The sequence below is a fragment of the Roseburia sp. AM23-20 genome (assembly GCF_003470905.1).
In the GTDB taxonomy this organism is placed as follows: Bacteria; Bacillota; Clostridia; order Lachnospirales; family Lachnospiraceae; genus Roseburia; species Roseburia rectibacter.
This window is the reverse complement of the sequence record NZ_QRHS01000003.1, coordinates 26619-52824: the sequence shown is the minus strand read 5'-3', so window position 1 is coordinate 52824 and position 26206 is coordinate 26619. Positions and strand designations below refer to the sequence as shown.

The window sequence follows — 26206 nt, the reverse complement described above, 5'->3', positions numbered from 1 at the left end:
GTGGTTCATAGATGTCAGAGATGAATGAAGAGGTATTAGACGAAGCAATGGAGAATTCCACAGAGGAAAATGCTTCTGAAACCCAGACGGATGAAAATGTGACATCCACGGAAGAGACAACTGAGACAGCAGATACGGAAGAAGCAGAAAATGCTGATACGGATTCTGAAGATTCAGATAAAAAGAAATCTTTTTTCAAAAAGAAAAAAGATAAAAAGGATGAGCAGATCGAAGAGCTTACTGACAAAGTCAAAAGACAGATGGCAGAGTTCGATAATTTTCGTAAGCGTACAGAAAAGGAAAAATCACAGATGTACGATATGGGAGCCAAAACGATCGTAGAAAAGATCCTGCCGGTAATTGATAACTTCGAGCGTGGTCTTGCAGCTGTTCCGGAAGAAAGCAAAGAAGATGCTTTTGTTGTCGGAATGGATAAGATCTACCGCCAGATGCTTACCGTATTAGAGGAAGCAGGTGTAACACCGATCGAAGCAGTCGGTGCAGAATTTGATCCGAATTTCCACAACGCAGTAATGCATGTGGAGGATGAAACCTTAGGAGAAAATGTAGTAGCAGAAGAACTCCAGAAGGGATATATGTACAGAGATACTGTAGTAAGACACAGTATGGTAAAAGTAGCAAACTAAGTATTTCATAGATATTAGATGAGGAGGAAATCATTATGAGTAAAATCATTGGTATTGACTTAGGTACAACAAACAGTTGTGTAGCTGTTATGGAAGGTGGAAAACCTACCGTTATCGCAAATCAGGAAGGTGCAAGAACAACACCATCTATCGTTGCATTCACAAAAACAGGCGAGAGATTAGTAGGTGAGCCTGCAAAACGTCAGGCTGTTACAAACGCAGAAAAGACCATATCTTCTATCAAGAGACATATGGGTACTGATTATAAAGTAGCAATTGATGATAAACAGTATTCTCCACAGCAGATTTCTGCAATGATCTTACAGAAATTAAAAGCTGATGCAGAAGGATACTTAGGAGAAAAAGTAACAGAGGCTGTTATCACAGTTCCGGCTTACTTCAACGATGCCCAGCGTCAGGCAACCAAAGATGCAGGTAAGATCGCAGGTCTTGATGTAAAACGTATCATCAACGAGCCGACAGCAGCAGCTTTAGCTTATGGTCTTGACAATGAGAAAGAGCAGAAGATCATGGTATACGACCTTGGTGGTGGTACATTTGATGTTTCTATCATTGAGATTGGCGATGGTGTTATCGAAGTATTATCTACAAACGGTGATACACATCTTGGTGGTGATGATTTTGATAACAGAATCACACAGTGGATGATCGATGAGTTCAAGAAAGCAGAAGGTGTTGATCTTTCTACTGATAAGATGGCTCTTCAGAGATTAAAAGAAGCTGCTGAGAAAGCAAAGAAAGAGCTTTCTTCTGCAACAACCACAAATATCAACCTTCCGTTCATCACAGCAACTGCTGAGGGACCGAAACACTTTGATATGAACTTAACCAGAGCAAAATTCGACGAACTGACACATGATCTCGTTGAAAAAACAGCTATTCCGGTTCAGAACGCCATGAGAGATGCAGGACTTACCAATGCTGATCTTGGTCAGGTATTATTAGTTGGTGGTTCTACACGTATCCCGGCTGTTCAGGATAAAGTAAAACAGTTGACAGGCAAAGAGCCAAGTAAGACATTGAACCCGGATGAGTGTGTTGCCATCGGTGCATCTATCCAGGGTGGTAAACTTGCAGGAGATGCAGGTGCAGGTGAGATCTTACTTCTGGATGTAACACCACTTTCACTTTCCATCGAGACAATGGGTGGTATCGCAACAAGACTGATCGAGAGAAATACAACAATTCCTACAAAGAAGAGCCAGATCTTCTCAACAGCAGCAGATAACCAGACAGCAGTAGATATCAACGTTGTACAGGGTGAGAGACAGTTTGCAAGAGATAACAAATCCCTTGGACAGTTCCGTCTGGATGGTATCCCGCCAGCACGTCGTGGTGTTCCGCAGATCGAAGTTACATTTGATATCGATGCAAACGGTATCGTAAATGTATCTGCAAAAGATTTAGGAACTGGAAAAGAACAGCATATTACGATCACAGCAGGTTCTAACATGTCTGATGATGAGATCGATAAGGCAGTAAAAGAAGCTGCAGAGTTCGAAGCACAGGATAAGAAGAGAAAAGAAGCAATCGATGCAAGAAACGATGCTGATTCCTTCGTATTCCAGACACAGCAGGCATTAGATCAGGTTGGGGCAAACCTTGATCCGGCTGATAAATCTGCAGTAGAAGCTGATATGAATGCAGTAAAATCATTCTTAGATGCACATCAGAATCCGGAAGAAATGACAGAAGCTGATGTAACAGAGCTGAAATCCCTTCAGGAAAAACTGACAGAGAGTGCACAGAAGGTATTTGCAAAGATGTATGAGCAGACACAGGCAGCACAGGGAGCAGCTGGTGCAGGTCCTGATATGAGCGGCATGGGCGGTAACGCACAGGCAGGTGCATCTTCCGCAGATGATGATGTCGTAGACGCAGACTTCAAAGAAGTTTAATCATCAGAAATAATAAAAATACAACGGGGTTTCCGGGGGTTTTCCCGGAAACCCTGTATGCAGTTTGAGAGAGGAAAACGTTATGGCAGATAAGAGAGATTATTATGAAGTCTTAGGCGTGAGTAAAACGGCAACAGATGCTGAGATCAAGAAAGCGTTCCGTGTACTTGCCAAAAAGTATCATCCGGATATGAATCCCGGAGATAAGGAAGCGGAGGCAAAGTTTAAAGAGGCGCAGGAAGCATATGCAGTGCTCAGTGATGCAGAGAAGAGAAAACAGTATGATCAGTTTGGGCATGCGGCATTTGATGGCAGTGCCGGTGGAGCAGGCGGATTTGATTTTTCCGGTATGGATATGGGAGATATCTTTGGGGATATTTTCGGAGATTTCTTCGGCGGTGGATCAAGGAGACGTGGCAATGATGGACCGATGAAAGGTCAGAATCTGCGTACCAGCGTCCGCATTACATTTGAGGAAGCTGTATTTGGCTGTGAGAAAGAGATCGAGATGGTCTTAAAGGATGAGTGCCAGAAATGCCATGGTACAGGTGCAAAACCGGGAACAACACCGGAGACCTGTACAAAATGCGGTGGTAAAGGTAAAGTGGTATTTACCCAGCAGTCTTTCTTTGGGACAGTACAGAATGTACAGACCTGTCCGGACTGTGGCGGCTCCGGAAAGATGATCAAGGATAAATGTCCTGATTGCCGTGGAACAGGATACATTTCAAGTAAAAAGAAAATTCAGGTATCGATTCCTGCCGGAATTGACAATGGACAGAGTGTCAGAATCCGTGAAAAAGGTGAACCTGGCATCAATGGCGGACCGCGTGGAGATCTGTTAGTAGAGGTAGTAGTATCTCGTCATCCGATCTTCCAGCGCCAGGATATGAATATCTATTCTACGGTACCGATTTCCTTTGCACAGGCGGCATTAGGCGGAGAGGTTCGCATTAATACGGTGGATGGTGATGTTTTATACGAAGTGAAAGCAGGTACTCAGACAGATACGAGAATACGTCTGAAAGGAAAAGGTGTGCCTTCTCTTCGTAATAAAGCTGTGCGTGGTGATCATTACGTAACTTTGGTGGTACAGGTTCCGACATCTTTAAATGCAGAAGCAAAAGAGGCACTGCGTAAATTTGATGAGGCGACAGGTAATACTTTAAACAAGTCGGCAGAGAGCGCAGGAACAGCAGAAAAGCCGAAAAAGAAAAAGGGATTCATGGATAAGATCAAAGAATCCTTAGATGATATCTAAAAATAGGGCAGATAACAGAAAAATGAAAGAAAACGAAATTTTTGAAAAAGCACCGGTATCTAAGGCTTATTTTACAATGGCACTTCCGGTAGTGCTCAGCATGGTGGTATCGCTGATCTATAATATGGTGGATACTTATTTTATTGCAGGGACAGGAAATACTGATCTTGTGGCGGGTGTATCACTTGGAGCACCGGTTTTTACGCTGATGATCGCACTGGGAGATATCTTTGGACTTGGAGGAAGCTCTGTTATTTCAAGAATGTTTGGGAAAAAACAGGATGACGACGGAAGAAGGATGAGCGTATTCTGTTTTTATGCTGCAATTTTATGTGGTATTCTGGTGATTATCATAATGCTGGCTTTTCGCATGCCAATTCTCCATATGCTTGGAGCAGATGAAGATACATTGTGTTATGCGTCTGCATATTATACGGGTATTGTGATTGGAGCACCGTTTATTATTTTATCCTTTACACCATCAAACCTGCTCCGTACGGAAGGCTTTGCGAAGGCGTCTATGGTAGGAACGATATTGGGTGCAGTTGTGAATATGGTGTTAGACCCGGTATTTATTTCTCTGCTTGGATTTGGGGCAGCAGGAGCTGCAATCGCAACGGTCATCGGATATATATGTGCAGATCTTTATTTTCTGTGGTTTTTACTGAAACGAAGCCAGAAATTGTCTGTAAACCCTGTGGGATTTCATATTTCGGCTGATGAACTGAAGCCGATTTTTGCCATCGGAATCCCTGCATCGATCACAAATCTGATGCAGAGTTTTGGAATGGCACTGACAAACCGTTTTTTACTGCCTTACGGCAATGAAAAAGTGGCTGCAATGGGAATCGTTATGAAAGTAAATATGATCGCTGTGCTGGTATTAGTTGGATTTGCATTTGGTGCGCAGCCGCTCATTGGGTACAATTATGGAGCAGATAATAAGAAACGGTTAAAAGAAATTCTGGCATTCTGTTATAAATTTGAGTGCAGTCTTGCCGTGATCCTTGCCGCAGCCCTGTCACTTGCAGCAAAACCGCTGATACGGGTATTTATGGATGATGCACAGATTGTAAATTCCGGCGTGGAAATGCTTAAATACCAGCAGATGGGAATGTTATTTGTAGCGATCGTTCTTGTGACGACCTGTACATTCCAGTCTGCCGGAAAGGCATGGGGAGCGTTCTGGCTGTCGGTCAGCAGACAGGGACTTATCTTTGCTGTTGTGATATTGACTGCATCCCATCTGGCAGGCTATACCGGAGTATTGGCAGCGCAGGCAGTTTCAGATTTTCTGACGGCGGTGCTTGCAATTCTTTTTTACCGGCATTATTTTGGTTCACAGCACAATTAATTTCTAAATAACAATATTCAAATGTTAATACGAAAATTTTCTTGACATTCAGATATTTCTGCGTATAATAAAAATGCAAACAAGTTGCAAATGCAAAACGATTGCAAAATAATTGCAGGAATGGAGTGCCATATGTTAGATATTATTTTAGATACTTTATTAGACAGTGTAAAATTACTGCCTTTTTTGTTTGTAACATATCTTCTGATGGAGACATTAGAGCATAAAACCGGAGGAAAGGCAAAAAACCGGATCAGAAATGCCGGAAAAAGCGGACCAGTATGGGGCGCGTTGCTTGGAGTGATACCGCAGTGTGGTTTTTCTGCCGCAGCATCAAGTCTTTATGCAGGGCGTGTGATCACAGTCGGAACACTGCTTGCGATTTTTCTGTCGACCTCCGATGAGATGCTCCCGATCATGATTTCAGAGGCAGTAGCGCCGGCAGTGATCGTTAAGATCCTTGCTGCCAAAGTAGTGATCGCTATGATTTCCGGTCTTGTGGTGGAGTTTTTATATGTAGGTGTGATGAAAAAGCATGAAAAAGAAATGGACATCCATGTGGTCTGTGAGGAAGAACACTGCAGCTGTGAGGATGGAATTTTACTTTCCGCACTGAAGCACACATTAAAGATTTTTTTGTATATTTTGATCATTTCTTTCCTTTTGAATGTTGTGATAGGAATTATCGGGGAAGATACACTGGCAGGATTTTTTACAGTGATGCCGCTCGCGGGTGAAGCTGTCGCAGCGTTAGTCGGACTGATCCCGAACTGTGCATCTTCGGTTGTGATCACAGAACTTTATTTAAGCGGCATTATCGGAGCGGGTGCTATGATGTCTGGACTGTTAGTCAATGCCGGTGTCGGACTTCTGGTATTATTCCGTTTAAACCGTGACTGGAAGCAGAACCTTGGAATCGTCGCAGCGTTGTATGCACTTGGTGTATTCTGGGGCATTGTCATAAGAGCATGCGGGATTGGGTTTTAATGATAAGTCAGTGAGCAATCAAAGTATGTTATGCGTTTGCACCGTAACATTATAAAATTGAGAAAACAGGAAGGTACGAGGAAGAATGCCGGGAAGTGGTTATGCGACGATCAGCCGTAAAAAAATATTGGAATTTTTAAAGAAAAATAGTGACCGGACAGTGGCGGTAGCAGATATCGACCATTATCTGAGGACGCAGGACTGCGAGGTAAACATCACCACCATTTACCGCTATTTAGATAAACTGGCAAAGGACGGCACGGTGATCAAATATGTTGCTGAAAAAGGGAATCAGGCAGTATACCAGTACGTAGAATTGGGGCATCACTGTGAGGAACATCTGCATTTACAGTGTGTAAAATGCGGAAAGATCATTCATCTGGAGTGTGAATTTATGGACGAAATCTCGGAACATATTTTAAAAGATCACGGATTTAAGCTGCAGTGTAAGAATTCAATTTTGTATGGAATGTGCAGTGCGTGCCAGGAAAAAGAAGAATGAAATATCAGGAATGATTTTTGGAATCTGTCGTAAAAATAAAGATATGTTATAACGAAAAATATGATATTCCTCCTGCTGTATTCATATAATGAAAAAGAATGGCGGGGGAGGATGATCATCATGCATATGACGTCGATCGGAAAGAAAACCTGGTGTCAGAGAGTAAGAGCAGCCATTATTTTAGAGGGAGCCATCCTTCTTGTGGCTGCTTTTATTTTATGGGAAAATACAGCCGGAGCAGGAGAAAATGCGGTCGCTGCAACATCGGATGGGACGATCCGCTGGGTAGATTTTAATGTATCCTACGAGGCATTGTGCAAGGCATATGAATATGATGTGGGAACATATGGAAAAGAGATACATATTGACTGGATCGACCTGCTTTCCTATGTGGCGGCTAAAAATGGCGGGGAGTTTGGTACATCCGCAGTGTCGGAACTGAATCAGGCAGCAGAAAAGGTGAAGAAAAAAGAACTGACATTTGATGAGGCGGCAGGGCAGCTTAAGTATTTTTCCTATTATAAAGAGGCGTATTCGGCGGTATTAGGCGGACTAATCGGTGAGTATGAGATACAGGAGAGCGAAGGCGGCCCTTATGTAAAAAAATATGGACTAAAGGCATTTTCACCGATCGCGAAAGGATTTCCATACAGTGATTATGACGATTTTGGTGTATCGAGAAGCTATGGATATAAAAGACAGCATTTAGGGCATGACATGATGGGGCAGATCGGAACGCCGGTGATCTGTATTGAGTCGGGATATGTGGAGGCACTCGGCTGGAACCAGTACGGAGGCTGGAGGGTGGGAATCCGCAGCCTGGATAAAAAACGTTACTATTACTATGCACATCTGCGGCAGGATTATCCCTATCAGGCAAAGCTGAAAGAAGGAGATTTTGTGACAGCGGGGGATGTGATCGGTTATATGGGGCACACCGGCTACAGTACAAAGGAAAATGTTAACAATATCGATACCGTGCATCTTCATTATGGATTAGAACTGATCTTTGATGAGGAGTGGAGAGAGAATGGTCATGAGATATGGGTGGACTGTTATAATCTGACGCGTTTTTTGTATAAAAACCGTTCCGAGGTACATAAAGTGGAAGGCACAAAGGAATGGAAACGGACTTTTGATATGAAAGAAATTACACAGGGTGAAAATGTGCAAAGTGAAAGAAAAAATAATAAAAATAGGTAATTTTTTGATGAAAATGACATATTGTATTGACTTTTTTCATAATTGGGTGGAAAATTTAGAGTAAGCTTAAAGAAAGCAGGCATTACGGGATTGCGGAGTATTGCCGGACGGAACATAAAATTATAAAAATAAAGAGATGCTGCACAAAATGGGGGATACAAATGAAAAAAAATAAAATAAAAAAAAGCTGCATGATAGCAGCGATTCTTTTTGTGCTGCTGTGTTCAGGCATAAGTTCTCCGGTTCATGCAAAAGAAAAAGAGCGGGGACGTGTGTTGTTTATCAGTTCTTATTCCTATGCATGGGAGACGATTCCGCAACAGGTTGAGGGAATCAGGCGGGCACTTGGGGATGAAGTGACGATTGACTATAAGTTTATGGATACAAAAAACGTTGATACAGCGGAAAATGTACATCTGTTTTACAAAAGCCTGAGTTATTATCTGAGTCAGGTTCCGGCTTATGATGTGGTTATAGTGGGAGATGATGCCGCGTTTAATTTTGCACTTGCGTACCGGAAAAAATTATTTGGAGATACGCCGATTGTTTTTGAGGGTGTCAATAATTCAGAAAAAGCATTGGAGCTGAATCAGGAACCGGATGTTACAGGTGTGATAGAAAACCAGACCTATGAAGATACCATAAAACTTGCAAAAAAAATATGTCCCCAGGCTACGCGTATCGTGGCAATTGTTGATAATACAGTAACAGGACTCAGTGCAAGAAAAGAATTTTATTCCTGTCAGGATTCTTTTCCTGATCTGGAATTTCATGATATTAATGCATCAGAACTTTCACAAAAAGATCTGATCGGGCGTGTAGAGTCTTTGGATCAAAGCTCGATTCTGTTATATATTTTGTGCAGTAATGATAAGGATGGAAATGTATATGCATCAGCAGAATCTGTGCAGATGTTAAGCAGCCGTGCCCGTATTCCGGTGTTTTCCGGAATTGCAATCGGTATGGGACAGGGATTGCTTGGCGGAAAGATCGTCTCACATGAAAAGATGGGGGAGATTGCCGGGCAGATGGCATCAAAAATTCTGGATGGCGGAGTCTGTGAAAGTATGGCTGTGGTGCAGGACTCACCGATGATATACTGTTTTGATGAAAATGTTATGAAGCGCTTTGATATATCACGCAGTATGCTGCCGGATAATGCAAAAATTATCAATCATAAAGAGACATTTATGGAACAATATGGAAAAGTAATCCGTGTTACATCTGTGATTGGTGTGATACTGCTTTTATTCATTATCTGGCTTGTGCGGGATAATATGCATAAAAGAAAGGTAAATGAAACAATCAGTTCACTCAATAAAAAGCTGAATTTTATGGCGCGTTATGATGCACTGACATCGCTTTTAAACCGTCGTGTGTTCATGGAAGATTTACAGTACCGGATTAGGGAGAAAGAACCGTTTGGGCTGATCATGTTCGATATGGATAATTTTAAGCGGATCAATGATGTCTATGGACACAACGAAGGAGATGCGGTGCTTAAGGAAATGGCTGTGCGTGCCGGAGCACTGGTGGATGACATATTCGAGGTTTACAGGCTGGCGGGGGATGAATTTGTTGCAATTGTGCAGAGCGGCCATGCAGAAGTGATAGATTCCTATGCAATGAAGATTTTAGATACATTTAAAATACCATATCAGATTGCCGGTGGTGAGCAGTATCTGGCATCCAGTATCGGGATTGCAATTTATCCGAAAGATGGAAAGAACAGTACAGAAGTGATCGCGGCGGCAGATCATGCTATGTATAAGGTAAAGAAAAACGGAAAGAACAGCAGGGCATTTTATGATGCCGGAATGAAAAAAGATGATCCGTAACTGTGACAGTGCGGATCATCTTTTTTGTTATTCATGATAGTAGAATGACTATTTTTTCATATTAGCACGTTTACGAAGTGTCGGGTCTAAGATACGTTTACGGATACGAAGACTCTCCGGTGTTACTTCGAGAAGCTCATCGACATCAATAAAATCAAGTGCCTGCTCTAAACTTAAAACTTTTGGAGGAACCAATGTCAGAGCCTCGTCAGCGGAAGAAGAACGTGTGTTTGTAAGATGTTTCTTTTTACAAACGTTAAGTTCGATATCCTCGGCTCTTGCACAGGAACCGATTACCATTCCGGCATAAACTTTTTCACCCGGTCCGATAAATAAGGTACCACGATCCTGGGCGGAGAAAAGACCATAGGTTACAGATTCACCGGACTCAAATGCGATCAGGGAACCAAGTTTACGGTAAGCGATCTCTCCACGGTATGGAGCATAGCCATTGAAAATAGTATTGATGATACCATTTCCCTTTGTATCAGTCATGAAATCTCCACGGTAACCGATGAGACCGCGGGATGGAATGTTAAACTCAAGACGGGTATAACCACCGGTGATCGGTTTCATGTTGACAAGCTCACCTTTACGCTGGCTTAACTTATCGATAACTGTACCGGTAAATTCATCCGGAACATCGACATAAGCGATCTCCATAGGCTCTGTCTTTTTACCATTTTCGTCTGTGTGATATAAAACCTCAGCCTTGCTGACTGCAAATTCATATCCTTCACGGCGCATGTTCTCAACTAATACGGATAAGTGAAGCTCACCACGGCCGGATACTTTGTAGCAGTCCGGGCTCTCTGTTTCCTCTACCCGCAGAGAAACATCGGTATTTAACTCTTTGAACAGACGGTCTCTTAAATGACGGGAAGTGATGAATTTTCCTTCCTGTCCGGCGAGCGGACTGTCATTTACCATAAAGTTCATGGAAAGTGTCGGCTCGGAAATTTTCTGGAACGGGATCGCAACCGGATTTTCCGGAGCACAGATCGTATCTCCGATATGGATATCAGCGATACCGGAAATCGCAACGATCGATCCGATCTTTGCCTCTGCAACATCTACTTTATTTAAACCGTCAAATTCATATAATTTGCTGATGCGGACTTTTTTCTGTTTGTCCGGTTCATGATGGTTTACTACAACAGCTTCCTGATTTACCTTTAAGCAGCCGTTGTCGACTTTACCGATACCGATACGTCCAACGTACTCATTGTAATCGATCGTACTGATGAGTACCTGTGTGTTTGCATCCGGGTCACCCTCTGGAGCAGGAATATAATCAATGATCGTCTCAAACAGAGGTGTCATATCTTTTTTGTTATTTACAAGATCACCGATCTCGCGTACTGCGTAACCGTCTCTTGCGGATGCAAAAAGGAATGGACAGTCTAACTGTTCGTCGGAAGCATCTAAGTCCATGAATAATTCAAGCACTTCATCGACAACTTCGTTCGGGCGGGCTTCCGGACGGTCTACTTTATTTAAACATACGATAACCGGAAGAGAAAGCTCTAACGCTTTCATCAGTACGAATTTCGTCTGAGGCATAACACCCTCGAATGCGTCAACGACAAGAATAACACCGTTTACCATTTTAAGGACACGCTCAACCTCACCACCGAAGTCTGCATGACCAGGAGTATCAATGACATTGATCTTTACGCCTTTATAGGTAATGGCAGTGTTTTTTGAAAGGATCGTGATACCACGTTCTCTCTCGATATCATTAGAGTCCATGACACGTTCCTGGACTTCCTGATTCGCGCGGAATACGCCGCTCTGCTTTAACAGCTCATCGACCAGTGTTGTTTTACCGTGGTCAACGTGTGCGATAATGGCAATATTACGGACATCTTCACGTTTCATTTTCATATACAAAATCTCTCTTTCCTGTGTGAAATGAATTAACTGTAACATAAGGTTAAAAAACCAACCTATACATTTTATCATATTTATGGGATTCTGCAAGATTTTTTTCAACAAAAACCTGACAAAAGTTGTCATTACATTCGTTTTCTTATCGACATGTTCCATGAAAATTTGAATGTGATACATGGTAAAAATAATATGTCAGGCAGGTCATACGAGAAAGAAACGGTAAAAAAAGTACAAAAAATACAGGTGTATGGCCGTAAGGAAGGGAGAAAATTCATGGCAGATAAAATGTTTGAAAACAACCAGGTGTCAATCGTGGGGGAGATCGTATCAGATTTCCGGTTCAGTCACGAAGTGTACGGAGAGGGATTTTATATGGTCGATGTGGCAGTCAACCGTCTCAGCAATTATATGGATTATATACCACTTATGGTTTCAGAGCGGCTGATCGATGTCAATGAAGATATGGTCGGACAGAATATTTATGTGACAGGGCAGTTCCGTTCATTTAACAGGCACGAGGAAAAGAAAAACAGGCTGGTGCTTTCTGTGTTCGTGAGAGAACTGGAATTTTTAGATGAGATCGATGATGACGTGAAAAGCAACCAGATCTTTCTGGATGGTTATGTATGTAAGGAACCGATTTACCGGAAAACGCCGCTTGGAAGAGAGATCGCAGATCTTTTGATCGCAGTCAACCGCTCCTACGGAAAATCAGATTATATCCCATGTATCTGCTGGGGCAGAAATGCGAGATTTGCATCCGGATTTGATGTAGGCGGACATGTGCAGATCTGGGGCAGGATACAGAGCAGGGAATATGTTAAAAAACTGTCGGAGACGCAGACGGAAAAGAGAGTCGCCTATGAGGTGTCCGTCAGCAAAATTGATTTTTTAGAGGAATTGGATTGACAGTAGAAATAGATGGTGCTATGATTGCTAAAAGATACATATTGCTTGATAGAGGTTGCGTGCTTTAAGAGTAGTTTTTACGGATGTGGCAGAGACAGTGGATGGAAAATGAAAGGAAAGGACGCCGAAGGAGTATATTTGCTGCAGATATGTTCCTGGGCATAAGGTAAAGAGCCTTATGACTGTCATCTTAAGCTGTAAAGCAGAAAGATGGGGCGCTATCGGATTCGACATATACTGAGTAATACATATGATTAGAATTTACGAACCGGCTCATCAGAGTCGGTTTTTTTAATTCAAAGGGAAATTATGTCCTATGAATAAATAAAATACCGTGTGCACAAAGCAGTGTATCCTAACGTATCATAATACAGGAAGCAGGAGGATTGTTAGTATGTCTATTTTTAAAGGAGCCGGTGTGGCGATCGTAACACCAATGAAAAACAATGAGGAAGTAAATTATGACAGATTAGAGCAGATGATCGAGTATCAGATCGATCAGGGAACGGACTGTATCATCATCGCAGGTACAACAGGTGAGAGTTCTACGCTGACAACAGAAGAGCATGCAGAGGTGATCAAAGCTGCTGTTAAATTTGTAAAACACCGTATCCCAGTCGTTGCAGGAACCGGTTCAAACTGTACAAGAGAGGCAATCCACCTTTCGGAAGAAGCGGAAAAAGCCGGCGTGGACGGACTGCTCTGTGTAACTCCATATTATAATAAGGCAACACAGGGCGGTCTGATCCGCTACTACACAGAGATTGCAAATTCTGTAAAACTTCCTATTATTATGTACAATGTGCCAAGCCGTACCGGATGCAATATTCTTCCAGAGACAGCCGCAACATTGTATCGTGATGTGGAGAACATCGTTGCGATCAAAGAAGCAACCGGAAACGTTGCACAGGCAGCAAAAGCAATGTATTTAACGGACGGAAAACTTGATTTGTATTCCGGTGAGGATGGAATCGTGGTACCGCTTATGTCCATTGGAGCGATCGGAGTGATCTCCGTATGGTCAAATGTTGCACCGAAAGATGTACATGATATGTGTATGGCATTCTTTGATGGCGATACGAAAAAAGCAATGGAGATCCAGGTAAAGGCACAGCCGCTCATTGAGGCACTGTTTTCAGAGGTTAACCCGATACCGGTCAAGAAAGCACTGAATCTGATGGGTATGGAAGCAGGACCGCTTCGTTCCCCGCTCACAGAGATGACAGATGCAAATGCAGCAAAACTTGCGGAAGTAATGAAGAATTATGGGATTAAGCTGGCGTAAGTGATAAAAACATCAGACAGCCAGATTGATAAAAACACCGGAAATGTTGGGGGCAGCGTTTCCGGTGTTGCTTTAAACATAGAAAAGAGAGGAAAAAACAATATGATAAGAGCAATTATGAGTGGATGTAACGGAAAAATGGGACAGGTGATCACCGGAATCTGTAAGGAAGATGCAGATATTGAAATCGTGGCAGGAATCGACCTTTACGATGGCATTAAGAACGATTATCCGGTATTCCCGAATATTTCTGTGTGCGATGTGGCAGCGGATGTGATCATTGATTTTTCCAACGCAAAGGCAGTGGATGATCTTTTAGTATACAGTGTGGACAAGCAGATCCCGGTAGTACTCTGTACAACAGGACTGTCTGAGGAGCAGTTAAAAAAGGTGGACGAGGCATCGAAAAAAGTTGCCGTATTAAAATCTGCCAACATGTCCCTTGGAATCAACATGTTAATGGAATTATTAAAACAGGCAGCAACCATTTTAGCACCGGCAGGTTTTGATATGGAGATTGTTGAAAAACACCATAATCAGAAATTAGATGCACCGAGCGGTACGGCACTTGCACTTGCTGATTCCATGAATGAAGCACTTGACAATGCATATACTTATACTTATGACCGCAGCAAAGAGCGTAAAAAGAGAGAAAAAACAGAGATCGGTATTTCAGCAGTGCGTGGTGGCAGCATCGTAGGAGAGCATGAAGTGATCTTTGCAGGACTTGATGAGGTGATCGAGTTTAAGCATACTGCATATTCCAGAAGTGTATTTGCAAAAGGAGCTGTTCAGGCAGCAAAATTCTTATCCGGTAAACCGGCTGGTTTCTATGATATGGGGGATGTGATCAAGGCTACGATTGCGTAATGTATTGACAATAAATTAACGTTGGTTGCCCCGGTTCATTTCCTGTGCTAAGATAAAAAGCAGCAAATGAACATGCAGAAAGAAATGAGGAATACTATGGGGCAGACCGACCTGCGTTATTTAAAAAGTTTATCAAACCAGTATCCAACCATTGCCACAGCGGCAACGGAGATCATTAATTTACAGGCAATTCTTAGCCTGCCAAAGGCAACGGAGCATTTTATCACAGATGTGCACGGGGAGTATGACCAGTTTTTACATGTGTTAAAAAACGGTTCCGGTGCTATTAAGCGGAAAATAGAAGATGAATTTGGCAATGCGATCAGTGCGGCGGAGAAAAAAGCAATCGCCACACTGATTTATTATCCGGAACAGAAATTAGAACAGGTTTTAAAGACGGAAGATAATTTAGAGGACTGGTACAAGGTGACTTTGTACCGTCTGATCCGCATCTGCAAAAATGCATCTTCCAAATATACAAGATCAAAGGTGCGCAAAGCACTGCCGAGAGACTTTGCCTATGTGATCGAGGAACTTCTGACCGGCAGACAGGAAGTATCTGATCAGGAAGCATACTATAATGAAATCATCCGGTCGGTCATCCGTACAGGAAGGGCTGCGGAACTTGTGACTGCGTTCTGTAATCTGATCCGCCGTCTTGTCGTGGATCATCTGCATGTAGTCGGGGATATTTTTGACAGGGGACCATATCCGAATCTGATCATGGATACGCTGATGGAGCATCATTCTGTGGATATCCAGTGGGGTAATCACGACGTATACTGGATGGGAGCAGCGTCTGGAAGTGCTGCATGCATCTGCAATGTGATCCGCATTTCCGCAAAATACGGCAACCTCGATCTGTTAGAGGATGGTTATGGAATTAATCTTGTACCGCTGGCAAGATTTGCGATGAAATGGTATGACAAGGATTCCTGTGATTGTTTTAAACTGGATTACAGGGAAGATGAGTATGATGTACATGACGCATTTTTAGATGAAAAAATGCACAAGGCGATCACAATCATGCAGTTTAAGCTGGAAGGACAGCTAATCAAAGAACACCCGGAATTTGAGATGGAAAAAAGGCTTCTGCTTGACAAGATTGATATAAAAAAGGGAACGGTGTGTGTGGAAGGAAAAGAATATCCGCTCAAGGATGTCAACTTTCCGACAATCGACTGGAAAGATCCATATCGCCTTTCGGAGGATGAAGCAGATGTGATAGAGCGTCTGGTGGCGGCATTTACAAATTGTGAAAAACTGCAGCGTCATGTACGTTTTTTGTATACGCAGGGAAGCCTCTACAAAGTATACAATGGCAATCTTCTCTATCATGGCTGTGTGCCGTTAAATGAGGATGGCACGTTCACGAAAGTCAATGTTTTCGGAAAAGAATATACCGGAAAAGAGCTTTATGATGTGCTAGAAGGCTATGCGAGAAAAGGTTATTATGCGATCGACCCGAAGGAAAAGAAAAAGGGACAGGATATTTTATGGTTTATCTGGGAAAACCAGAATTCCCCGGTGTTTGGCAAGGCAAAGATGACAACGTTTGAACGTTATTTTATCGCGGATAAAACGACACATCAGGAACCGAAAAATCCATACTACAGGCTGCTTGAAAAAGAGGAAGTGGTCAACCGTATATTAGAGGAATTCGGACTTGAAGGTGCGGAGGCACACATTATCAACGGTCATATTCCGGTGGAGGCAAAAAAAGGAGAGTCACCGGTTAAATGTAATGGAAAACTTCTGATCATTGACGGCGGTTTTTCTAAAGCATACCAGCCAAAGACCGGAATTGCAGGCTATACGTTGATCTATAATTCTTATGGTCTGGTGCTTGCGGCGCATGAGCCGTTTGAGTCGGTGGAAAAAGCGGTGCAGGATGGAAGCGATATTGTCTCCCATACCGTACTCGTGCAGCAGGTTGTACGGAGAAAAACAGTTGCGGATACGGATATCGGAAAAGGCCTAAAAGAGTCGATCCATGATCTTGAAGAACTGCTCGCAGCATACAGGGCAGGTATGATCGTGGAGAAGAACCGGGCAGAATAAAAGAGCATGCGCGCATACAGACAGGAGCATCATTGTGTGTAAACTTAAGATGCGCGAAGCGCAGTGCAGAAATGAGGATTGATATGTTAATAGGAAATCATTTATCCGCATCGAAAGGTTATGCGGCAATGGGAAAGGCAGCGTTAGCGTTAGATGCCAATACATTTGCTTTTTTTACCAGAAATCCACGTGGTGGAAAGGCAAAAGAAATTGATGAAAAAGACGTGGAAAAGTTTTTAAATTTTGCTAAGGAGCATGAATTTAGCAAGATCGTTGCACATGCGCCGTATACGATGAATCTCTGTGCAGCGAAAGAGGATGTCCGTTCTTTTTCAAAGGAAATGTTATTCGATGATTTAAGACGCATGGAGTATACGCCGGGCAATTATTATAATTTTCATCCGGGTTCCCATGTGGGACAGGGGGCAGATACCGGAATTGAACTGATCGCAGAAGCGTTAAATGAGGCATTAAAACCGGATCAGACAACGACAGTTCTGCTTGAGACGATGGCAGGAAAAGGAACTGAGGTTGGCAGAAATTTTGAGGAATTAAGAGAGATCTTAGACCGTGTGGAATTAAAAGAAAAAATGGGAGTCTGCCTTGATACCTGCCATGTATGGGATAGCGGCTACGACATCGTGAATGATTTAGAGGGTGTATTAAAGGAGTTTGACCGGGTGATCGGGCTTGACCGTTTAAAGGCGGTTCATTTTAACGACAGCATGAATGACTGTGGTTCCCACAAGGACCGCCATGCGAGGATCGGAGAGGGAAAGATCGGCGCAGAGGCAATGCGTCATGTGGCAGTGCACCCGCTTTTAGAGGGAAGACCGTTTATTTTAGAGACACCGAATGATGATGAGGGATATAAAAGAGAGATACATTTAGTCCGGGAGTGGACCAAATAAATATATGTATATACAAAAGAATGTGATTGTATATTGAAAGAAATCGTTATTTTATTACTACGGTATCGTACTGATCGTTCTGTTTGTATTTAACCTTTTTGTGACACCACTTCTGATCAAGAGGCAGGTAACAGAAGTTGACTATGGAACATTCATGAAAATGATCGACGATAAGAATATCGGAGATGTCCAGGTGGAGGATTCACAGATCGTTTTTACGGATAAAGATCATAAGACAATCTATAAGACCGGTACTATGGAAGATCCGGGACTGACGGAGCGGCTTTATAATTCCGGAGCGACATTTGCAAAGGATATTGAGCAGACAATGTCACCGCTTATGAGTGCTTTCAAGAGGAGAATTGCCATATTTTTATGTATGGTAATGACACTGACAACAGTCTTTTGCATGATGCCACAGCAGGAGGTGCAGGCTGCAAAGATTAACAAAAAGAGCAGCGGTACTTTCTATATGGGAATATCCACGGTGACACTGAATGGAGTTCAGTATATTACAAATCCGATCTGTGCACATGGATCTGCAATCATGAGTGCAGTATCGGAATATAGCTATTCTGTTGCAAATCCGCTGTCAACACGCAGCAGCAAGATGTTCAAAATTAATTCAGTTACCGGAAAAGGAACAACAGCAACGATCACATTAAAATCAAAAGTGACCGCAGATCAGTTGTTTGGTCTTGCCTGCACTACAAGAAAAGATTATAAGTCCACCATCAAAAAGGGGAATACCTGCCAGTTTAAGATCAAACTGAAAGGAAATGGAAAGACTATAAGTGCAACCGCAACTGCCAAAGTTGGAAGCAATAAGATTACAATCAAAACAAAGAAACTGACAAAGGGTAAAACATATGTGTTACAGGACTGCTACTATGGTGGATGGCTCGATTCCAAAAAGGGTGGCAATAAAAAGATTTCATTTAAAGCAAAATAAAATATGAAGAAAAGCAGATATTTATTGCATTTGCCAGATGCGTGTGTTATACTTCAAATCACATGAATGCGAAAATTGTTTTCATGCAAATATTCGTTACAATAGAGAAGAAACAGATCTATTGTTTGCCCACCAAGAGATTGGTTAAGCCCATACGGACAGGCGGGGCAACTGCCGATTGCGGTGTAAGCCGCGTTATTGATTGAGTTAGAAGCTCAAATTTTATAAGTTGATTACGGGGATATCCCGGAATCCAATATCACTTGTGAAACGGTCAATAAGAGTAGTATACGCAAATATTTGCTGGCGATGGTGCCAACGCAGTTGCTGTTCACACATACTGTGAGAGCAGCAACTATTACAGCCCATTTTAAATGCATCTTCGATGCATGGGGCTGTAATTTGGCATTATCTAGTTTCTGGCGCACAGCTTGACAGCAAGTGTCAAGCTTACGACTGAACAGTAACCCAACGCGGACTCTGGAGAAAATAGTTTTTGCAGAATGTAGACAGATTACATAAAGTATGACTATGATGATAACGACGATAGAAGAACAGGTGATGGATGCCTGTTCTTTTTTGTACTTTTGGATATTAATGAATTTATCAGAAAGGCGCAAGCATATAAAGGCAGACATACCGTATTTTTATGGAAGATGAGGGGGTTTTTAGAAGTCATGGACAAAGAGCAGCAGATGCATGCGCCGGTTTATGAAGCATTAGAAAAGTTAAAAAAACGAAGAGTGGTACCGTTTGATGTGCCGGGACATAAGAGAGGAAGGGGAAATCCGGAGTTAGTGGAGCTGTTGGGAGAAAAGTGTGTCAGCTTAGATGTCAATTCCATGAAGCCGCTTGATAATCTCTGTCATCCGGTCTCTGTGATCAAGGAGGCGGAGGAACTTGCAGCGGAGGCATTCCGGGCAGAACATGCATTTTTTATGGTAGGAGGAACCACTTCATCTGTTCAGGGTATGGTGCTTTCCTGCTGCAAGGCAGGGGATAAGATCATTTTGCCGCGCAATGTGCATAAGAGTGTGATCAATGCACTTGTACTCTGTGGAGCGATTCCGGTTTATGTCAATCCGGAGGTGGATGTGAAACTTGGCATTTCGCTTGGCATGCAGGTATCAGAAGTGGAACGTGCGATTCTGGAGAACCCGGATGCAGTGGCAGTACTGGTCAACAATCCAACTTATTATGGAATCTGCTCTGATCTGCGTTCCATTGTAAAAGTGGCACATGCACACAATATGCTGGTGCTGGTGGATGAAGCGCATGGAACACACCTGTATTTTGGGGAGAATCTTCCGGTGTGTGCCATGGATGCCGGTGCAGATATGGCATCTGTTTCCATGCACAAGTCGGGAGGAAGTCTGACACAGAGTTCACTTCTTCTGACCGGACGGGGCGTGAACTGGGAATATGTCAGCCAGATCATCAATCTGACACAGACGACGAGTGCGTCTTATCTTTTGATGTCAAGTCTTGATATTTCGAGAAGAAATCTTGCACTGCGAGGAAAGGAATCATTTGCAAAAGTAGCACAGATGGCAGAATACGCCAGAGATGAGATCAATTCCATCGGTGGATTTTATGCGTATGGTAAAGATATGATCAATGGCGGCAGTGTCTATGATTTTGATGTGACGAAACTGTCAGTCTATACGCGAGATATCGGACTTGCAGGCATCGAAGTCTATGATCTGCTGCGAGATGAATATGATATCCAGATCGAGCTGGGGGATATTGCGAATATTCTTGCCTATATTTCCATTGGTGACCGGATACAGGACATCGAGCGGCTTGTCGGGGCGCTTGCAGATATTAAGCGGCTGTATTCAAAAGATCCGGCAAAGATGTTAAACACAGAATATATCAACCCGAAAGTTCTGGTGTCGCCGCAGGTGGCATTTTATTCCCAAAAGGAATCTCTGCCGGTACGACAGACGGCCGGAAGAATTTGTGGTGAATTTGTCATGTGCTATCCACCGGGAATCCCGATTTTAGCGCCGGGCGAGATGATCACGCCGGAGATCATTGAGTACATTGTTTATGCGAAAGAAAAAGGATGTTCCATGCAGGGAACGGAAGATCCCGAAGTTGAAAATCTGAAGGTGCTTGCACATGAACCAAAGATGTGTTAGAAATCGGACAGAAGAAGGGAGAAGTAATTATGGAGCTTTGGTTTTCAGATTACCATACAGAAAAAGTAAAGGTATCTATTAAGGTGCAGAAACAGTTATTCGGACTTCAGACAGAGTTTCAGCGGATCGATGTGTTTGATTCGGACGAGTTTGGAAGATTTTTAAGTTCGGATGGAAGTATTGTTTTTTCAGAAAAAGATGAGTTTGTCTATGATGAGATGATCGTACATGTTCCTATGGCAGTACATCCGCATGTAAAAAAAGTGTTAGTCATCGGTGGCGGTGACGGTGGTGTGGCGCGTGAGCTTGGATACTACGATGAAATAGAACAGATCGATGTGGTGGAACCAGATCGTGTGTTTGTGGAGGTATGTAAAGAATTTTTCCCGGATAACGCATGTGGTTTATCGGATGAGCGTGTGACAGTTTACTATGAGGATGGACTTAAGTTTTTGCGGATGAAACATGACGAGTATGATCTGATCATCAATGATGCAATCGATCCGCTTGGGCATACAGCAGGGTTGTTTACCAAGGAATTTTACGGAAACTGTTTCCGTGCCTTAAAGGATGACGGAATCATGGTCTATCAGCATGGAAGTCCTTTTTACGATGAAGATGAGGAATCCTGCCGTGGAATGCACAGAAAGGCAAGTCACAGTTTCCCGATCAGCCGTGTTTATCAGGCACACATACCAACGTGTTCCTCCGGTTACTGGCTGTTCGGATTTGCTTCAAAGAAATATCATCCGCTCGATGATCTGGATGTGAAGCGCTGGAAAGAGCGGAAGATAAAGACATGGTATTATACGACCAACCTGCACAAGGGAGCGTTTATGCTGCCACGGTATGTGGAGGATATGTTAGAGGAAGAGGAAGACCGTAAGAAATAAAATATACAAAAATTGCCAATAACGTAAAGTATGTTAGTTAGATTCAGACGATAAGAAAATTAAAGATATAAAAGGCATGGAAATTGCGGTCAGAGTGAAAATAAGGATTTTCACATATAAGAAAGGAGATCAAAATGGGAAGATTATTAATTATCGGATGTGGCGGAGTAGCAGGAGTTGCGATTCACAAATGTTGTCAGAACAGCAAAACTTTTACAGAGATCTGTATTGCGAGCAGAACAAAATCAAAATGTGATGCATTAAAAGAAAAACTGGAGAAAACAACAGATACCGTCATCACAACAGCGCAGGTAAATGCGGACAACACAGAGGAGCTGATCGCCCTGATCAAAGAGTATCAGCCGGATGCTGTATTAAATGTAGCATTGCCATATCAGGATTTAACGATTATGGATGCCTGTCTTGCCTGTAAGGTAGACTATATTGATACTGCAAACTACGAACCGGAAGATACCGATGATAAAAAATGGCGTGCTATCTATGAAAAACGCTGCGAAGAAGAAGGATTTACCGCATATTTTGATTATTCCTGGCAGTGGGCATATCGTGAAAAATTTAAGGAGGCAGGAATCACTGCACTTCTTGGAAGTGGGTTTGATCCGGGTGTAACAAGCGTATTTACAGCTTATGCATTGAAGCATTATTTTGATGAGATCGAGACAATCGATATTTTAGACTGCAACGGCGGCGACCATGGTTATCCGTTCGCAACGAATTTCAATCCTGAGATCAATCTGCGTGAGGTTTCTGCAAATGGTTCCTACTGGGAGAATGGTCACTGGGTGGAAACAAAACCGATGGAAATTAAAAGAGAATATAATTTCCCGCAGGTCGGTGAGAAAGATATGTACCTGCTGCATCATGAAGAGATTGAGTCTCTCGCCCAAAATGTGCCGGGAGTAAAGAGAATCCGTTTCTTTATGACATTTGGACAGAGCTATCTGACACATATGAAATGTTTAGAGAATGTTGGAATGCTTTCTACTTCACCGATTGAATATGAGGGCAGGGAGATCGTACCGATCCAGTTTTTGAAAGCACTGCTTCCGGACCCGGCATCATTAGGACCGCGCACTGTCGGTAAAACGAATATCGGCTGTATTTTTACAGGAAAGAAAGATGGAAAAGAAAAGACAATCTATATCTATAATGTCTGTGATCATCAGGAGTGTTATAAAGAAGTAGGTTCCCAGGCAATCTCTTATACGACTGGTGTACCGGCTATGATCGGTGCAGCTTTGGTTGTTGATAAAGTCTGGGATAAAGATGGTGTATTTAACATTGAGGAATTTGATCCGGACCCGTTTATGGATATGTTAAACCAGTATGGTCTGCCGTGGATCGTGGATGAAAATCCGCAGACAGTAGAATAAAAAATGGGATTTGTGCTGACATACAGGCTTAAGATGTAAATGAAAAAATTCATTGGAAAAGCTGTGCAAGAAGGGGATTATGATGAAATGGCAGGAGATTCCTACCCCATGTTATGTGGTAGATGAAAAGAAATTAAAACAGAATTTAAAAATATTACAAAACCTGGAACAGGAAACTGGCTGCCATGTGCTTTTGGCGCAGAAGGCGTTTTCCATGTTTTCACTGTATCCGCTGATCGGGCAGTATATCAGCGGAACGACAGCGAGCGGGATTTTTGAAGCACGTCTCGGAAAAGAAGAGATGGGAAAAGAAAATCATGTGTTTGCGCCGGCTTATAAGGAAAAAGATATGGAGGAGCTGGTTAAAATCTGTGATCATATTATCTTTAATTCCTTTGCACAGTATGAAAAGTACCAGAATTACTTTTTGCAGCCGGAATGTATGGCAAGCGCAGGAATCCGCGTGAACCCGGAGTGTTCCACACAGGAGGGGCATGAGATCTACGATCCGTGTGGACCGGGTTCAAGACTTGGCGTGATTTATGGCGAATTTCCGGGACAACTGCCGGATGGGATCGAGGGACTGCATTTTCATACGCTCTGTGAGCAGAATGTGGATGATCTGATCACGACATGGCATGCGTTTGAAGAGAAGTTTGGAAGATATTTAAAACAGGTAAAGTGGCTGAATTTAGGCGGTGGACATCATATCACAAGAGCAGATTATAAGCTGGATGACTTAAAGAACCTGATACACGAAATCAAAGAAAAATATGGTGTGGAAGTTTACCTAGAACCGGGTGAAGCGATTGCACTTAATGCGGGATATCTGGTTACGGAAGTTATGGATATCGTGCATAATGGAATGGACATTCTGATCCTGGATGCATCGGCGGCATGTCATATGCCGGATGTGCTAGAAATGCCTTATAGACCTCCGTTAAAAGACGGTTACCTGCCGGGCGAAAAGCCGTATACATATCGTCTTTCTTCCATGACCTGTCTTGCAGGGGATGTGATCGGTGATTACAGCTTTGCACAGAAAAAACAGGTGGGAGATCGTCTTGTCTTTGAGGATATGGCAATTTATTCCATGGTGAAAAACAACACGTTTAATGGTATGCCGCTGCCTGGAATTGCCGTCTTAAGAGAAGATGGAAATGTGGATATGATAAAGGAGTTTGGTTATGAGGATTTCAAAGGCAGATTGTCCTGAAATGATAAAAGAGACAAATCCCGCGCAGGATGGTTTTTATATGCCGGGAGAATTTGAAAGACATCAGGGGTGTATCATGATCTGGCCGGAGCGCCCAGGCTCCTGGCGAAATGGTGCAAGAGAAGCAGAAGCAGCATTTTCTGCTGTGATCCGCGCGATTGCAGGGAGTGAAACGGTGTATGTTGCTGCAGGAAAAAAAGGGATCGGTCACGCAAAGGCATTTGCACAAAGTTTAAAAGAAGAAAACTTGTATCCGGTGATCGTTTTTGAGATGGAAACGGATGATTCCTGGGCAAGAGATGTTGCACCGACTTTTCTGGTAAAAAATGTAAATAATAATTCTATTGCATTGACGGCAGACAATCAGATGTCTGTGCAGGAAGATTGTGTGAAAAATAAGAAAGTTTATATACAGGATTTGTGTTCTGGTACCAACATAAGATGCGAAAAAGACAGCACAGGAATGGAGATTCATACGGGGAAAAATCTGTGTATACGTGGCGTAAACTGGAACTTTAATGCATGGGGCGGTACGGTGGATGGATTGTATGCCTCTTATGAAAAAGATAATGCGTTTGCATGGAATTTCTGTAAAAAATTTGGCTTTACCTGTTATGATGCCAGACCGTTTGTGTTAGAGGGTGGCTCGATTCACAGTGACGGTGAGGGAACACTGCTCGTTACGGAGTCCTGTCTGCTCAGTGAAGGAAGAAATCCATCACTCACAAAAGAACAGATTGCGGAAAAACTGAAAAGTTATCTGGGTGCCGAAAAAGTTTTATGGCTGCCTCGTGGTATTTATCAGGATGAAACAAATGAACATGTGGACAATGTCTGTGCATTTCTAAGACCGGGAGAGGTTATCCTTGCATGGACAGACGATAAGAACGATCCGCAGTATGCATTGTCAAAAGCGAGTTTTGATTATTTAAGTTCGGAGTATGATGCAAAGGGCAGAAAACTGATCATTCACAAACTTCCGATCCCGGATACCCCGGTTTGTATCACAAAAGAGGAGCTCGAAGGATATGAATTTGAGGAAGGCGAGGATAAAAGGGAAGTGGGAGAGCGGCTTGCAGCTTCCTATGTGAACTTTTATTTTTCCAATAATGCCGTGGTCATGCCGGCGTTTGGCGGGGAAAATGAAAAAAGTGACAGGCGGGCACAGCAGATTATGGCAGAATTATGCCCGGAGAGAAAAATCATACCGGTGTATGCAAGGGATATATTGACCGGTGGAGGAAACATTCACTGCATTACACAGCAGATCCCTGCATATATCGTGAGTTCCTCCGATAAATGATGGTTTGCGGGTGACATGAGTTTCCTCGTGTAGGGTGGTTCCGGGGGTTTTCGATTGGCAAATTGCATCAAGCCGGGACTCGTTTTGTTCCGTTGTACGAAAATAAGAAAGTCTAAGTATGCCTGATTTATATTGTGGCGGAGTGACGTGTGCGTCTTAAATGTGCCATCCGGGCACATTAAGACTTGTGCTGCCGTCCGTGGCAGAACATCACTGTTGATCGACAGGCAGACCAAGATTTTCTAATTTTCTCCCAAAGTCACAAAATTAGCTTCGGCTTTGCGCAAGATGCCAGTCTTCAGGTTGTGAACACCATTTGGGTGGGCGGTTCATCTCAGAATTGGGGGCGCGGGTGTGGATTTTTGATATTCGCACGAATAAAAATATGCTTAAAATTCTAATGTGCTGTATCATTAATATTTAGCCTGATGACTTTCCAAAATTTTCAGCTGCTGCATTGTATTACATGAAATTTTTCGTAAATTGCCAGATTAATAACGCAGAATATTTTTTCAAATGTGTATGGCAATAAATATGGGCATAGTGGTATATATCGAGGTTTTTGCCAGTGTTGTCAAACAAATAATAAACCATTGAATATAGTTATTTGGAAATCTTTTTTTAATCAGATTCAGACACAAAACACTAAAAATTTACGCACCCC

19 protein-coding genes, 1 pseudogene and 1 riboswitch are annotated in these 26206 nt (G+C 42.7%); of the genes and pseudogenes, 19 read left to right on the top strand and 1 reads right to left on the bottom strand.

The window, feature by feature from the left end:
* Positions 1 to 11 precede the first annotated feature (11 nt).
* The 8 genes from grpE to DW650_RS04345 all read left to right on the top strand — a co-directional run bounded on the left by grpE (position 12) and on the right by DW650_RS04345 (position 9711).
* Positions 12 to 647 (top strand): nucleotide exchange factor GrpE, encoded by a 636-nt coding sequence (gene grpE / locus DW650_RS04380; protein WP_117919665.1) that lies wholly within the window; start codon positions 12 to 14, stop codon positions 645 to 647.
* 35 nt (positions 648 to 682) lie between these two features.
* Positions 683 to 2566, top strand: a complete 1884-nt coding sequence (gene dnaK / locus DW650_RS04375) for a molecular chaperone DnaK (protein ID WP_118209164.1) — start codon at positions 683 to 685, stop codon at positions 2564 to 2566.
* Positions 2567 to 2648: 82 nt separating this feature from the next.
* Positions 2649 to 3827: a molecular chaperone DnaJ gene (gene dnaJ, locus DW650_RS04370; protein WP_118209163.1), complete on the top strand. Its 1179-nt coding sequence runs from the start codon at positions 2649 to 2651 to the stop codon at positions 3825 to 3827.
* 22 nt (positions 3828 to 3849) lie between these two features.
* Entirely contained in the window at positions 3850 to 5181 is a 1332-nt protein-coding gene (locus DW650_RS04365; RefSeq protein ID WP_117919704.1) for an MATE family efflux transporter, read from the top strand.
* Between the two features lie 132 nt (positions 5182 to 5313).
* Positions 5314 to 6168, top strand: a complete 855-nt coding sequence (locus tag DW650_RS04360; RefSeq protein WP_243102852.1) for a putative manganese transporter — start codon at positions 5314 to 5316, stop codon at positions 6166 to 6168.
* 85 nt (positions 6169 to 6253) lie between these two features.
* Positions 6254 to 6670: a Fur family transcriptional regulator gene (locus DW650_RS04355; RefSeq protein ID WP_118209161.1), complete on the top strand. Its 417-nt coding sequence runs from the start codon at positions 6254 to 6256 to the stop codon at positions 6668 to 6670.
* Between the two features lie 120 nt (positions 6671 to 6790).
* Positions 6791 to 7873: a M23 family metallopeptidase gene (locus DW650_RS04350; protein WP_199654195.1), complete on the top strand. Its 1083-nt coding sequence runs from the start codon at positions 6791 to 6793 to the stop codon at positions 7871 to 7873.
* A gap of 161 nt (positions 7874 to 8034) precedes the next feature.
* Positions 8035 to 9711, top strand: coding sequence for an ABC transporter substrate binding protein (locus DW650_RS04345; protein WP_118209159.1), 1677 nt, complete (start codon positions 8035 to 8037; stop codon positions 9709 to 9711).
* 48 nt (positions 9712 to 9759) lie between these two features.
* Here the strand turns inward: DW650_RS04345 and typA are convergent, their stop codons facing one another.
* On the bottom strand, positions 9760 to 11598 hold the full coding sequence (gene typA, locus DW650_RS04340; RefSeq protein ID WP_117919706.1) for a translational GTPase TypA: 1839 nt from the start codon (positions 11596 to 11598) through the stop codon (positions 9760 to 9762).
* A gap of 279 nt (positions 11599 to 11877) precedes the next feature.
* On the opposite strand from typA, the gene DW650_RS04335 reads away from it, so the two are divergent.
* From DW650_RS04335 to DW650_RS04285, 11 genes and pseudogenes are all read left to right on the top strand, one after another.
* Positions 11878 to 12513, top strand: a complete 636-nt coding sequence (locus tag DW650_RS04335) for a single-stranded DNA-binding protein (RefSeq protein WP_117919679.1) — start codon at positions 11878 to 11880, stop codon at positions 12511 to 12513.
* Between the two features lie 41 nt (positions 12514 to 12554).
* Positions 12555 to 12742, top strand: a riboswitch (Lysine riboswitch).
* Positions 12743 to 12907: 165 nt separating this feature from the next.
* The gene (dapA, locus tag DW650_RS04330) at positions 12908 to 13798 is read left to right on the top strand and encodes a 4-hydroxy-tetrahydrodipicolinate synthase (protein WP_118209158.1); all 891 of its coding nucleotides are present in this window, start codon (positions 12908 to 12910) and stop codon (positions 13796 to 13798) included.
* 102 nt (positions 13799 to 13900) lie between these two features.
* Complete coding sequence (gene dapB / locus DW650_RS04325) at positions 13901 to 14668, top strand: 4-hydroxy-tetrahydrodipicolinate reductase (RefSeq protein WP_022112756.1); 768 nt, start codon at positions 13901 to 13903, stop codon at positions 14666 to 14668.
* 96 nt (positions 14669 to 14764) lie between these two features.
* Complete coding sequence (locus tag DW650_RS04320) at positions 14765 to 16729, top strand: fructose-1,6-bisphosphatase (RefSeq protein WP_118209157.1); 1965 nt, start codon at positions 14765 to 14767, stop codon at positions 16727 to 16729.
* Between the two features lie 83 nt (positions 16730 to 16812).
* A complete protein-coding gene (locus DW650_RS04315) occupies positions 16813 to 17640 on the top strand; it encodes a deoxyribonuclease IV (protein ID WP_243102851.1) in 828 nt (275 codons plus the stop codon).
* A gap of 61 nt (positions 17641 to 17701) precedes the next feature.
* Positions 17702 to 18592: pseudogene (locus DW650_RS20435) on the top strand (ATP-dependent metallopeptidase FtsH/Yme1/Tma family protein); the annotation flags it as partial.
* Between the two features lie 677 nt (positions 18593 to 19269).
* Positions 19270 to 20736, top strand: a complete 1467-nt coding sequence (locus tag DW650_RS04305; protein WP_117919712.1) for an aminotransferase class I/II-fold pyridoxal phosphate-dependent enzyme — start codon at positions 19270 to 19272, stop codon at positions 20734 to 20736.
* A 29-nt stretch (positions 20737 to 20765) separates the two neighbouring features.
* Positions 20766 to 21629: a polyamine aminopropyltransferase gene (gene speE, locus DW650_RS04300; RefSeq protein ID WP_118209155.1), complete on the top strand. Its 864-nt coding sequence runs from the start codon at positions 20766 to 20768 to the stop codon at positions 21627 to 21629.
* Between the two features lie 134 nt (positions 21630 to 21763).
* Positions 21764 to 23023 carry a saccharopine dehydrogenase family protein gene (locus DW650_RS04295; protein WP_118209154.1) on the top strand — a complete coding sequence of 420 codons (1260 nt, stop codon included), beginning with the start codon at positions 21764 to 21766 and terminating at the stop codon, positions 23021 to 23023.
* An 82-nt stretch (positions 23024 to 23105) separates the two neighbouring features.
* Positions 23106 to 24239 carry a carboxynorspermidine decarboxylase gene (nspC, locus tag DW650_RS04290; protein WP_118209153.1) on the top strand — a complete coding sequence of 378 codons (1134 nt, stop codon included), beginning with the start codon at positions 23106 to 23108 and terminating at the stop codon, positions 24237 to 24239.
* Positions 24211 to 25542, top strand: coding sequence for an agmatine deiminase family protein (locus DW650_RS04285; protein ID WP_118209152.1), 1332 nt, complete (start codon positions 24211 to 24213; stop codon positions 25540 to 25542). Before nspC ends, DW650_RS04285 begins: the two co-directional genes overlap by 29 nt.
* The last annotated feature ends 664 nt before the right edge of the window (positions 25543 to 26206 follow it).